Source organism: Thermodesulfovibrionales bacterium, from assembly GCA_035686305.1.
In the GTDB taxonomy this organism is placed as follows: domain Bacteria; phylum Nitrospirota; class Thermodesulfovibrionia; order Thermodesulfovibrionales; family UBA9159; genus DASRZP01.
In genome coordinates this window covers 1-11,961 of the sequence record DASRZP010000040.1, presented here as the reverse complement: position 1 = coordinate 11,961, position 11,961 = coordinate 1, and the positions used below count along the sequence as shown (strand labels likewise).

General features: G+C 52.7%; 12 protein-coding genes. 6 read left to right on the top strand and 6 right to left on the bottom strand.

Annotated features, from left to right (window positions below; genetic code table 11):
- Positions 1 to 6: 6 nt before the first annotated feature.
- Genes VFG09_04340 through VFG09_04320 form a run of 5 tightly spaced genes read left to right on the top strand, consistent with a single transcriptional unit; the run spans position 7 to position 4,777 of the window.
- Entirely contained in the window at positions 7 to 762 is a 756-nt protein-coding gene (locus VFG09_04340) for a flagellar motor protein (GenBank protein ID HET6514366.1), read from the top strand.
- Between the two features lie 3 nt (positions 763 to 765).
- Positions 766 to 1,455: an OmpA family protein gene (locus VFG09_04335; GenBank protein ID HET6514365.1), complete on the top strand. Its 690-nt coding sequence runs from the start codon at positions 766 to 768 to the stop codon at positions 1,453 to 1,455.
- Positions 1,442 to 3,031: an ATP-binding protein gene (locus tag VFG09_04330; GenBank protein HET6514364.1), complete on the top strand. Its 1,590-nt coding sequence runs from the start codon at positions 1,442 to 1,444 to the stop codon at positions 3,029 to 3,031. The genes VFG09_04335 and VFG09_04330 overlap by 14 nt, the downstream gene beginning before the upstream one ends.
- A gap of 34 nt (positions 3,032 to 3,065) precedes the next feature.
- A complete protein-coding gene (motA, locus tag VFG09_04325) occupies positions 3,066 to 3,923 on the top strand; it encodes a flagellar motor stator protein MotA (protein ID HET6514363.1) in 858 nt (285 codons plus the stop codon).
- Positions 3,920 to 4,777, top strand: a complete 858-nt coding sequence (locus VFG09_04320) for a flagellar motor protein MotB (protein HET6514362.1) — start codon at positions 3,920 to 3,922, stop codon at positions 4,775 to 4,777. The genes motA and VFG09_04320 overlap by 4 nt, the downstream gene beginning before the upstream one ends.
- Before the next feature lie 14 nt (positions 4,778 to 4,791).
- On the opposite strand, the gene VFG09_04315 is transcribed toward VFG09_04320, so the two are convergent.
- From VFG09_04315 to leuD, 5 genes are all read right to left on the bottom strand, one after another.
- Entirely contained in the window at positions 4,792 to 5,406 is a 615-nt protein-coding gene (locus tag VFG09_04315) for a tetratricopeptide repeat protein (GenBank protein HET6514361.1), read from the bottom strand.
- 41 nt (positions 5,407 to 5,447) lie between these two features.
- Positions 5,448 to 6,773 (bottom strand): amidohydrolase family protein, encoded by a 1,326-nt coding sequence (locus VFG09_04310; protein HET6514360.1) that lies wholly within the window; start codon positions 6,771 to 6,773, stop codon positions 5,448 to 5,450.
- Positions 6,774 to 6,851: 78 nt separating this feature from the next.
- Complete coding sequence (locus tag VFG09_04305) at positions 6,852 to 7,874, bottom strand: aspartate-semialdehyde dehydrogenase (GenBank protein ID HET6514359.1); 1,023 nt, start codon at positions 7,872 to 7,874, stop codon at positions 6,852 to 6,854.
- 89 nt (positions 7,875 to 7,963) lie between these two features.
- A complete protein-coding gene (locus tag VFG09_04300) occupies positions 7,964 to 9,034 on the bottom strand; it encodes a 3-isopropylmalate dehydrogenase (protein ID HET6514358.1) in 1,071 nt (356 codons plus the stop codon).
- On the bottom strand, positions 9,031 to 9,534 hold the full coding sequence (leuD, locus tag VFG09_04295) for a 3-isopropylmalate dehydratase small subunit (protein HET6514357.1): 504 nt from the start codon (positions 9,532 to 9,534) through the stop codon (positions 9,031 to 9,033). Before leuD ends, VFG09_04300 begins: the two co-directional genes overlap by 4 nt.
- A gap of 175 nt (positions 9,535 to 9,709) precedes the next feature.
- Here leuD and VFG09_04290 point away from each other — a divergent pair, with 175 nt between their 5' ends.
- Positions 9,710 to 11,632: a PBP1A family penicillin-binding protein gene (locus VFG09_04290; protein HET6514356.1), complete on the top strand. Its 1,923-nt coding sequence runs from the start codon at positions 9,710 to 9,712 to the stop codon at positions 11,630 to 11,632.
- On the opposite strand, the gene VFG09_04285 is transcribed toward VFG09_04290, so the two are convergent.
- On the bottom strand, positions 11,556 to 11,961 hold a 406-nt coding region (locus VFG09_04285), incomplete at its 5' end, for a signal recognition particle-docking protein FtsY (protein HET6514355.1). The genes VFG09_04290 and VFG09_04285 overlap by 77 nt on opposite strands.

Below are 11,961 nucleotides of genomic sequence, written 5' to 3'. Positions count from 1 at the left end.
TGTTTCATGGATCGCTCGAGCCTCATAGGCATCCTCTTGGGAATTGTTGCGGTCATCGGCGGGAATCTCCTCGAGGGCGGCAAGATAACGTCCGTGCTCCAGGCGACAGCAGCGGCCATCGTCTTTGGCGGAACCTTTGGCGCAACGATGTTAAGCTTTCCCTTACAAGACATTCTGAAGGCAACATCCTCTCTCAGGGATGTCTTCTTTGGTGAGAAGATCGATTCCGATGTCTTCCTGAAAGACATCCTCCGCTATTCAGCGATCGCGAGACGGAATGGCCTGATTGCGCTGGAACCGGAGATCTCAAAGATCACGGATACCTTCTTCCAGAAGGCCATGCGTCTCGCCGTTGACGGCATGGGACCGAAGATGCTGAAAGAGACCATGGAACAGGAAAACATAACATACGAAGACGAGAAACGACGGATCGCAAAGGTCTTTGAAACGGCAGGGGGATTTGCGCCGACGATCGGGATCATCGGAGCTGTCCTCGGTCTCATTCATGTCATGGAGAATCTCTCGGACCCCGCGAAACTCGGGTCGGGCATTGCCGTCGCTTTTGTCGCAACCATATACGGAGTGGGCTCGGCAAATCTCATCCTCCTTCCGATGTCAAAAAAACTCGTAAACAGACTTCACTGCTCCCTCTTGATGAGGGAGATGGTGCTTGAAGGTGTTGTCGGGATACAGTCGGGAATGAATACCCATTACCTTGAGGAGAAGCTCAGGGCCTTTCTCGACGAGGGTCAGCGGGGTTGAAAGATGAGAAAGAGACGACAGAGGGACGACGATCACACGGACAGATGGGTAGTTTCGTATGCAGACTTCATAACGCTCCTTTTTGCGTTCTTCACAGTCATGTATGCGATCAGCCATGTGGATACGGGGAAACTCGAGCGCTTTGCAGGCTCAATGAGATCGGCCTTCAGGGCAACGGGATCGGGAGAACTCAATACCAACATTATCGAGGGAATACGGCCGATCCCCTATGAGGATATGCAACTCGAAAAGGATATCAGGTCAACGCTCGAAAATTTTGTTACAATACCGGGAGTGACTGTTTCACGGGACAAGAGGGGTGTTCGCATATCCCTCGGCGATTCGGTTCTTTTTGACAGCGGCACTGCAGAGATCAGGGAAGAGGCAAAACCCCTCCTTCAATCTGTCGCCTCTGTGCTCAAGAGGACTGAAAATGCCGTCGTGATCGAGGGACATTCTGACAATGTGCCGGTGCGGGGAGGGAAGAATGCATCGAATTGGGAACTCTCCACGGCCAGGGCAACAAGTGTGCTCATGGCCCTTCTCGCCGACCATACCATCAACCCGGCAAGGTTTTCAGCTGCCGGATACGGAGAATACCGGCCGGTAGTCTCAAATGTGACACCCGAAGGACGCGCAAAGAACAGAAGGGTCGACATTATTTTTGTCAGTGCCAAGCATGGAACACCATAGGAGTCAAAGCAAGATCAAGGACTATTTCGGAGACGCTTCGCTGCTCTTCATCGATGGCAGTCTCCTCGACCACGAACTCATCCGTATGGTCTTCAGACGGTATGAAATGGACAATAATCTTGAATTTGTCTCATCGGCAGAGACCGGTCTCGATATCATAAAAAGGCAAAACGTAAAGGCCGTCTTCGTCAACCAGGTTCTTCCTGGCTTGGATGGCTTCGGATTCCTTAGAGAGATGAGGAAACGGGGAATACGGATACCGGCGATCATGATGATGTTGACCGGCAATGAAGAGACGGCGCTCAGGGCCCTGAGGGAAGGCGCCCATGATTGTCTGACGAAAGGCGTCAGGTATTTCGATTCCCTTCCCCTTATTCTTGACCGAGCCCTCGCCAGGCACGAGTTGGAACTTGAACGCGCTGAGCGGGACAACCTTATCATCGAAAGCCAAAGGCACTGGATAGCGATGTTCGACGCCATTACCGATTTTATCTTTATGACTGATGCTGAGGGAACGATCGTCAAAGCGAACCGGGCTCTCTCGGCAGCTTTCGGGAAACTACCGCAAGACATTATAGGAATGAAGTGTCATGAACTCTTCGGAATCGATCCCGAGGAATCATGCATACCGAATAAAAGTGGCCAGCCCCATACGGAAGAGAGAAGTATCAACGACGAGATCTATCTCATCAGTTCCTTTCCTCTGGATTATGGCGATAAGCCTTTGACGATCTACATCATGAAGAATATCAGCGAAATGAAGCGACTCAAGGACCAGCTTTACCATTCCGACAAGCTTGCCTCCCTCGGTCTTCTGGTGTCGGGCGTGGCTCATGAAATTAACAACCCCCTTACCGGAATTACAGCGTACACGGAGATCCTCCGCATGAAGTTTCCTGACAGGGATATGGAAAAGGAACTTCGGAAGATCCTTGAGAGCGCAGACCGGTGCAAGAAGATTGTGGCAAACCTCCTCACCTTCTCACGACAAAAGACCCCTTCCAGGACCCTTGAGTCGATCAATGATATCATTGAAAGGGCGATTGAACTCCGGATTTATTGGCTGAGATCGAGCGACATTGAGATTGTGAGGGACTATGACGTCGTCAAGAGCGTCTTTGTTGACTCGCAACAGATCCAGCAGGTGATCCTGAATATCCTCCTCAATGCAGAACAGGCAATTTCCGAGCTTAACAGGAATGACGGGACAATCGTTTTCTCGACACGCCTTGACAATGCCGGGCAAAAGGTGATCGTAGGGATCTCCGACAATGGTCCCGGCATTCCGAAGGATATCATCCCGCGGATCTTCGACCCCTTTTTCACCACAAAGCCTGTCGGATCAGGAACAGGGCTCGGCCTCTCGATCTCCCACGGCATTATCACAGAACACGGAGGAAGCATAACCGTCGAAAGTGCAGAGGGGGAAGGTACAACGTTCACGATAGAACTTCCCCTTCCCTCAAGGACTGAAGGAAACCATGTCGCTAACGATTATGCAGACTTTTTCGATGGAGAAAAGGCGGTAGGTTCGGAGAAACAGACAGGAGGAGCGAGGGGCACGAAAGAACCATGAAGACACCTCTTCATTGTCATGAGGTAAACCCGTAATGTTTGCGATCATCGGCATCATCGTTGTCTTAGGCTCGGTCATAGGTGGCTTCCTTATGGAGCACGGGAACCTCAGCGTCCTCTTTCAGCCGGCTGAGGTTGTCATCATCTTCGGAGCAGCCATAGGCGGCTTTCTCATCGCATCTCCTCCAAAGGTCGTATCAGCCGTTTTCAAAAATATCTTTACGGTCGTAAAGTCCAAGAACCTCGGCAAGACAATCTATCTTGAACTCCTCTCCCTGCTCTTCCAGCTCTTTACCAAGATACGGAAGGAGGGCCTCATATCCGTCGAAGCGGATATAGAAAATCCACAGAACAGCGCCATATTCAGTAAATATAGAGGTGTCATGTCTAACCACCATGCGATCGATTTTATCTGCGACAATCTGAAGGTGATCATAACGACAAATGTCCCGTCCCACGAACTCGACAGTCTCATGGATATCGAGATAGAGACCCATCAGAAGGAGGCCATGATCCCTTCAAACAGCGTGGCAAAGATAGCAGACGCCCTGCCCGGCCTCGGTATCGTTGCAGCGGTTCTCGGCGTTGTCCTTACCATGGGCAAGATTGACCAGCCTCCTGCCGTACTCGGCCACAGCATCGGTGCAGCTCTTGTGGGGACCTTCCTCGGAGTCTTGATGTGCTACGGGTTCGTCGGTCCCATGGCAACGAATCTCGAGCACTCGGCAGAGCAAAACAGCGTCTTTTTCCAGGTCATCAAAGTTGCCCTCGTGGCCTTTGTAGGGGGTGCGGCCCCCCAGATAGCCGTGGAATTCGGGAGGAGGGCAATTCCCGGCACGGCCAAACCGAGCTTTGATGAACTTGAGAAGGAAGTACGGTCCCGTCCGAAGTGAAAGAGCAGAGAATCATTATCAAAAAGATTAAGAAGACAGGCCACGGGGGCCACCACGGCGGGTCCTGGAAGGTTGCCTATGCAGACTTTGTTACCGCCCTGATGGCATTCTTCCTACTTCTGTGGCTCATTACCATGATCGCTCCTGAAAAGAGGGCAAGGGTCTCTGCATACTTTAAGCGGTTCAGCATCTTTCAGCAGAGCGGTTCGTCCTTTATGGAGAAATCGAGTGAAATGTTCGACCAACCCGGCGAAGACGAGAAGAAGGCTACCAGGGAACTTCTGGGAACAGGATATGTGATAAAACCCCAGGAGATCAAGGAGACAATAAGGAAGGCAGTCGAAGAAAGACTCGGGGACATCAAGGATCAGGTGATTATAGATGTTTTCGAAGGAGGGGTGCGCATCCAGCTCGTCGACAAGGAGGGGAAGCCGATGTTTAACCTCGGTGCGTCAACGCCGACCCCCCTCGCTTCCAAAATACTCCAGGTGATCGGTGACAGCATCGGCAATTTACCGAACCCCGTCGCCATCGAAGGCCACACTGATTCGCTGCTGTACAAATCTTCCACGTACGGCAACTGGGAGCTCTCAACGGAACGGGCGCTCGCCGCACGAAAACTCCTCGAACAATACGGACTCGACCCTGCGCGTCTGACAAGGGTTGCAGGTTTCGCTGACACGCTGCCTTTTATAAAAGAAGACCCAAAGGACCCACGGAACCGCAGAATCAGTATCATCCTCATGACGCCCAAGAAGGATGCGGAAACGACGTCTCCCGTCTCTTTCGGTATCCCTCGCGCGGAAATCGGATCACCGGTTTTCGAAAGATCTTCTGCCCCGCCAAGATTATGACAATAGCCCTTTGACTATTCCTCCGAAAGCTGCTTAAGATTCTCACAGGCATTCTTGTCACCCATATCACAGACCTTTCTGAAGTCCTCCGCCGCCTTCCTCACATAAGCGATACCACGCGAGAAATACGCTCCGCCATAATTAGGCCTGATGGACAGGGCCCTGTTATAATCCTCAATCGCCTCGTCATACATGCCCTTCCGCGAATACGCGATACCACGATTATGATACCCTTCAGTGAATTTGGGGTTTATCGTTATCGCCTTTGTGTAATCTTCAATGGCCTTGTCATAGGAACCTTTCTTGAGATAGACGAGTCCCCGATTGTGGTAAAGTTGGGCTTCGCCGGGCGGAGGATAAAGGGAGATGGCCTTACTGTAATCCTCAATTGCCTCATCATACTTGTCCATCTTGTAATATGCGAGTCCCCGATGATAATAGGCCTCGGCAAGGTCAGGCTTCAAAGAGACGGCGTTGCTGTAATCCTTTATGGCCCGATCATACTCGCCTTCGTTGTAATAGAAATCCCCTCTCTCCAGATAGCTGCCCCCATCGGCCCCCTCTGCTATTGTTGAGCAACAGACAACGAGCATACTGAAGAGGAACAAGCCCCGCACCATATTTTTCATCGTCTCCTCCCATGAATCAGCTTGGGATAGTGTCATAGTCACTATCGACCCGCAATTCTTTCGGCCCAGGCTCTCGCCTTCGCAAGAATCTCTCCTTCGTCGCCCCTGCAGAGAGTACCTTCATTGACAACAACTACGCCATTGACGATAACGGTCTCGATATCCGACGCCCTCACCGAATAGGCGATATGAGAGTAGATGTCATAGATCGGCGTTAAATGAGGTTTCTCGAGATTGATGATCACAAGGTCTGCCGCCTTCCCCTTCTCGATGCTTCCGGTGATCTTCCCGAGACCGAGGACCTCGGCGCCCCATCTGGTCGCCATGAGGAGGGCCGTCCTGGAATCAAGGGCGGTTGGATCCTTCGAGAGTGCCTTATGAACCTTCGCAGCCGTCGACATCTCACTCAAAACGTTCAGATCGTTGTTACTCGCAGCGCCGTCCGTCCCAAAGGTCACCTTTATGCCTGCCTTGAGCATTGTTGTGACAGGAGCCATACCCGATGCAAGCTTGAGATTGCTCTCGATACAATGCGACACCCCGACCCCCCTCTCCGCCAGCATCCCGACCTCTTCATCGTCGAGCCAGACGCAATGGGCCGCCAGGACTCTTCCATCAAGGAAACCGAGGGACGCAAGATGCCTGACCGGAGTTCTTCCATACCTCGATAGGATTTCCTGAACCTCCCATTCACACTCGGAAAGATGGATATGGATGGGAATGTCGGATTGATCGGCAAAACTCCTTGCCCTTTTGAGCGTCTCGGGACCGCACGTGTACAATGCATGAGGGGCGATGCAGGGCCTGATGAGAGTGTCTGCCTTCCATTTCCCGACAAACTCCCCGGCCCTGTCGAAATACTCGTCCGTCGTCTTCGCCACGGCAGTCGGGAAATCGACGACACCAACGCCGAGTACCGCTCGCATGCCCATCTTCTTTGTTGCCAGGCCTGCTGCGTCGCCAAAAAAATACATGTCGTTATAGGTTGTGATCCCGGCCTTCAGCATTTCAAGGCAGGCGAGTTCAATGGCGTCCGAGACGAATTCGGGACTAAGCCATCGGGATTCGGCAGGCCAGATATAGGTTTCAAGCCATTCCTTGAGAGGCAAGTCGTCGGCAAGGCCCCTGAAATAGACCATGGCAGCGTGGGTGTGGGTATTAATGAGACCAGGGATAAGAGCCCTGTTCTTCCCGCCGATGATCTTTTCCGGGGCATATCCAGCGATGACTTCCTCGAAACGCCCGACAGCAATGATCGTTCCGTTCTCGACCGCCACCGCCCCGTCAGAAATAACGGTAGCTACGCTCCCAACGGGAAGGAGATAGTCGGCACGGACGATAAGATCAACGGTTTTTCTCTTCTCCATACCGGGTTCAACGGGCGCGTGAGACAGCTCGCAATAAGTCCGAGTTTTCTTTCGCGGCGCGCCTCACCGGGAGCCGGGTTATGATGCCATCGCGATGAGTCTCTCCGCTATCTGCACGGCATTGAGTGCAGCGCCTTTCCTGAGGTTGTCCGACACGATCCACAAATTGAGACCCTTCTCTATCGACTCGTCTTCTCTGACCCGGCCCACGTAGGTTTCGTCCTTGCCCGCCACATTTATTGCAAGGGGATACACGTTCTTTTCAGGGGCGTCAAACACGACCACTCCGGGAGCCAATGCGAGGACGGCCCTTGCCTCATCGGCAGTAAGCTTTTTTTCAGTCTCGATGTTGATACTTTCCGAATGGCATCGGAAAACAGGCACACGCACTGTTGTTGCAGTAACGCCGATTGAGTCGTCACCCATGATTTTTTTCGTCTCTTTCACCATCTTCATCTCTTCCTTGGTATAACCGTTCTCAAGGAACTTGTCGATATGGGGAAGACAATTAAAGGCTATCTGATGGGGATAGACATTGCACTGTATCTCCCTGAAGTTCAGAAGGTCTGTGGTCTGCTGGAGCAATTCGTCCATCGCCTTCTTACCTGTCCCAGAAACAGACTGGAACGTCGTCACTACCACCCGCCTGATCTTTGCAGCGTCATGGATCGGCTTCAGGACCACCACCATCTGGATCGTTGAGCAGTTCGGATTTGCTATGATCCCCTTATGCCATTTCAGGTCGTGGGAGTTGACTTCAGGGACCACAAGGGGAATTTCGGGGTCCATCCTCCACTGGCTCGAATTATCCACGACAACACACCCGGATTGAGCAGCAACGGGGGCCCACATCTTCGAGCGCTCTGCGCCCGCGGAAAAGAGCGCGATATCGATCCCCTCGAAGGAATCTTCCTTCAGCGTCTCTACCGGTACCTCCTTCCCTCGGTATTCAAGGGTCTTTCCCTCTGATCTTTCTGAGGCAAAGAGCCTTAACCGTTCAACAGGGAACCTCCTCTCCTCAACGACCGCTATCATTTCATTGCCGACAGCGCCGGTGGCGCCGACAACGGCAACAACATAGTTCTCCTTCTTCTTCAACATCTCTCCTCTCCTTTATCCTAACAATGTACCTATATCTCCAGAACACGTATGGGAAAGAAGTCTAGGTTTGCCCTCGTGGAGACAGTTCCTCATGCCATCTCAGATACATACTTCACCACCAGATCCCCAACGTCCGTCGTAGAATATCCCATCTTGCCTGCTGCAAGACTCTTGAGGTGTTTCCCGGTAACCTCCATCGCTGCTCGTTCGATAGCTCTGCCCGCGGCATCCTCTCCGAGATGCTCAAGCATCATCCCCCCGGCACATATGGCTGCAAGGGGATTGATGATATTCTGGCCCTTATACTTGGGCGCCGATCCGCCGATCGGTTCGAACATGGATACGCCCTTCGGGTTGATGTTTCCGCCGGCAGCGATTCCCATCCCCCCCTGTATCATAGCGCCGAGGTCGGTGATGATATCGCCGAACATGTTATCAGTCACAATGACATCAAACCATTCAGGGTTCTTCACAAACCACATGGTTATCGCGTCGACATGAGCGTAATCGACCTTGATATCAGGGTATTCCTTCGCGACCTCATGGAACGTCCTTTCCCAGAGGTCAAAGGCGAAAGTGAGAACATTGGTCTTGCCGCAGAGGGTGAGTTTCCTCCCTTTGTTCCTCTTCCGGCAATATTCGAAGGCAAAGCGGATGCACCGTTCAACGCCTTTCCTCGTGTTTATGGATTCCTGGACGGCAACCTCGTCGGCCGTGCCCTTTTTCAAGACGCCGCCTGCACCGGCATAGAGACCTTCCGTATTCTCCCTCACGACGACGAAATCGATATCATCAGGCCCCTTGTCCTTCAGCGGGCAGTCGACTCCGGGATAAAGCTTCACGGGTCTCAGATTCACATACTGGTCGAGTTCAAAACGGAGCCTCAGGAGGATGCCTTTTTCAAGAATCCCCGCCTTCACATCGGGATGGCCGATGGCGCCGAGGTATATCGCATGATAGCCCCTCAGCGTATCGATCTCTTCCGCACTGATCGTTGCACCGGTCTGCAGGTATCTTTCGCCCCCGAAATCGAAATTGTCCAGCTTCAACTGAAACCCGAACCTCCTGGAAGCCGCGGTGAGAACTCTCATCCCTTCTGCTACCACCTCAGGCCCCGTACCGTCGCCGGGTATTACTGCAATGTTGTATGTCCTGCTCATGCCACCGCTCCTTTGATCTTCTTCTTTGTCCACTCGATGAGCCCGCCAGCGCCTATCAACTCCTGCATGAATAGCGGGATCGGTTTGGCCTTGTACTGTTCCCCACGAGTATGGTTCCTGATAATACCGGTACCGGCGTCGATTTCAATACTATCACCTTCATGTACCTTCTCGCTGGCCTCTGCGGATTCAAAGATCGGGAGTCCGATGTTAAAGGCATTCCGGTAGAATATCCGGGCAAAGCTCTTCGCAATAACTGCCTGGACACCGGAAGCCTTGATGGCGATCGGGGCGTGTTCCCGCGACGAACCGCAGCCGAAGTTCTTGCCCGCTATGAGGATATCGCCTTTCCGGACCTTTGAAGGAAAGTCCTTGTCAGCATCTTCCATCACATGTTTCGCAAGCTCTGCTGGGTCTGATGTGTTCAGATACCTCGCAGGAATAATTGCATCGGTGTCTACGTCATCACCAAATCTCCATACCCTGCCCTTCACTACCATCAATTACCTCCGGTCTCCGAAAAATACAAGGTGCTATTATATACCTTTCCCACGGCCAAAATCCACCGATGGGCCGAGCTTTCATAGGATGCTTCCTGCCTGCTGCCCGCTCAAACGGAAAATACAGTGCGTGCTCTATTTTAACCCATTTACGTTGGTAAGTTATAATAGGGTAATGGCAACGTACGGTGAAAAGCACCATCAAGGCCGGATCCCTTCTTCGAGAGCGTCGAAGAGATCGAAGAGATCACCGGGATCCGGTCGTTCCTCCTGCCTGCGGAAACCATTCATACTGTCCCTTTTCCTGGCAATTCTCGTCGGAATAGCCGGAGGACTCCTCTACTGGAACCTCTCGGACCTCCCTGTCATCAAGGCCCTTGAGGAATACCCGCCGGCTGTCTCTTCCCTTGTCTATTCCGCGGACGGGAAGGTCCTTGCCGAGTTTTACATCGAAAGAAGGACCTTTATCCCATACTACACCATCCCGGAACACGTGAAAAGGGCGTTCATAGCGATAGAGGACGTGAGGTTTTACCACCATCCGGGGGTCGACGTCATCGGCATTCTCAGGGCCCTTTATCACGATATAAAGACGAGGAGCGTTGCCCAGGGAGGAAGCACCATCACCCAGCAGCTCGCAAAGATGCTTTTCCTCAAGCCCGAGCGGAGTCTCAAGAGGAAGATCAAGGAGGTCGCCCTCTCTGTTCAGATCGAGAAACATTACACAAAAGATGAGATCATCGGCCTCTATCTGAACCAGGCATACTTCGGTACAAGGGCTTACGGCATAGAGGCAGCTTGCGAAACCTATTTCGGCAAATCCGTCCATGGACTGACTCTTGGAGAGGCAGCCCTTCTCGCATCCCTGCCCAAGGCCCCTTCCCAATACTCCCCCTTCAAGAATCCCGAGAAGTCGCGGGAGAGGAGGTCGGTCGTCCTGCGGCAGATGCTAGACCACGGATTTATCAGCAGGGCTCAGTATGAAGAGGCTGATGAAGAACCCCTTCCGATGACCCCCCACTTCCGCAAGTACGAGGCGCCATATTTCATCGAGATGCTCCGTCATGAACTCGAGTCACGGTATAACGGCGAACTTTATACAGCCGGTTACCGGATCCATTCGACCATAGATTCGGTAATGCAGAAGGCTGCTGAGGAGGCGGTGGAAAAGGGCATTGCCTCCCTTGAAAGGAGGGCAAAAGGTGAAATCCAGGCGGCATTGATTGCGATGGATATCAGGACCGGCGCAATACGCGCCATGGTCGGAGGATCCGACTTCTGGAAGAACCAGTTCAACCGTGCAACCCAGGCCCTTCGACAGCCAGGTTCGGCCTTTAAACCCTTTGTGTATCTCGCTGCTATCGAGAGCGGCCTGAGAGCAAGTGATACCATCCTCGACGCTCCCATATCTTTCAAGGGCGCAAGGCCCGGACAACTCTGGTCTCCCAAGAACTATGACGGGGAGTACCATGGCACGGTAACCTTGAAGACAGCCCTTGCAAAGTCTTTGAATGCTGCCACGGTGAGACTGGCAGAGAGGCTGGGAATTGACAGCGTCATCGAGACGGCCCAAACCCTCGGCATCAAGAGCATCCTCCTGCCCTATCTGCCGATAGCCCTCGGCGCGGCAGACGTGACCCTCATGGAGATGGTCTCTGCCTACGGAACCTTTGCCACAGGGTATCATGTCAATCCGATGCTCTATGAGAGAATTATCAACCGTGAGGGGATCCCCATCGAGGAACGGAGACCTGAGACAACAGAACTCATCTCAGAAGAAATCATCGGTGAAATGAAAGTGCTCCTCCATGCCGTTGTTGAGGAAGGAACCGCCCAGAAGGCGAAGGAACTCAAAAGACCGCTCTATGGAAAGACCGGCACTACGAACGACTATGCGGATGCGTGGTTCATCGGATTTGACGACAGCCTAGTTGTCGGCGTCTGGGTCGGCAGGGACGACCATAAGCCCCTGGGCCCAAAGGAAACGGGGGCAAAGGCCGCACTCCCCATCTGGATAGACTTTATGAAAAAAGCGCCTCAACAAATTCCTTTGAATCAAAATCCCGAAGATCCTCGACTCCCTCGCCAATACCAATAAGACGTATCGGAATGCCCAGTTCCCTTTTGATGGCAAAGACGATCCCTCCCTTTGCGGTACCGTCAAGCTTGGTGAGGGCGATCCCTGTCACACCGATGGCTTTGTTGAACATCTCTGCCTGCTTCAAGGCATTCTGCCCTGTAGTGGCATCAACAACAAGGAGTGTCTCGTGCGGGGCGCCCGGCAAAGACTTGTCGATAACGCGCCGAACCTTCTTCAACTCTTCCATGAGGGGGCTCTTGGTATGAAGCCTCCCTGCCGTGTCTACGATAACGACTTCAATGTTTCTCGCCTTGGCAGCTTCAATCGCGTCAAAGGCAACTGCAGCA

Coding starts and splice junctions, on each gene's coding strand:
- VFG09_04340 (HET6514366.1), top strand. CDS start 7: ATGGATCGCTCGAGCCTCATAGGCATCCTCTTGGGAATTGTTGCGGTC.
- VFG09_04335 (HET6514365.1), top strand. CDS start 766: ATGAGAAAGAGACGACAGAGGGACGACGATCACACGGACAGATGGGTA.
- VFG09_04330 (HET6514364.1), top strand. CDS start 1,442: ATGGAACACCATAGGAGTCAAAGCAAGATCAAGGACTATTTCGGAGAC.
- motA (HET6514363.1), top strand. CDS start 3,066: ATGTTTGCGATCATCGGCATCATCGTTGTCTTAGGCTCGGTCATAGGT.
- VFG09_04315 (HET6514361.1), bottom strand. CDS start 5,406: ATGAAAAATATGGTGCGGGGCTTGTTCCTCTTCAGTATGCTCGTTGTC.
- VFG09_04310 (HET6514360.1), bottom strand. CDS start 6,773: ATGGAGAAGAGAAAAACCGTTGATCTTATCGTCCGTGCCGACTATCTC.
- VFG09_04305 (HET6514359.1), bottom strand. CDS start 7,874: ATGTTGAAGAAGAAGGAGAACTATGTTGTTGCCGTTGTCGGCGCCACC.
- VFG09_04300 (HET6514358.1), bottom strand. CDS start 9,034: ATGAGCAGGACATACAACATTGCAGTAATACCCGGCGACGGTACGGGG.
- leuD (HET6514357.1), bottom strand. CDS start 9,534: ATGGTAGTGAAGGGCAGGGTATGGAGATTTGGTGATGACGTAGACACC.
- VFG09_04290 (HET6514356.1), top strand. CDS start 9,710: ATGGCAACGTACGGTGAAAAGCACCATCAAGGCCGGATCCCTTCTTCG.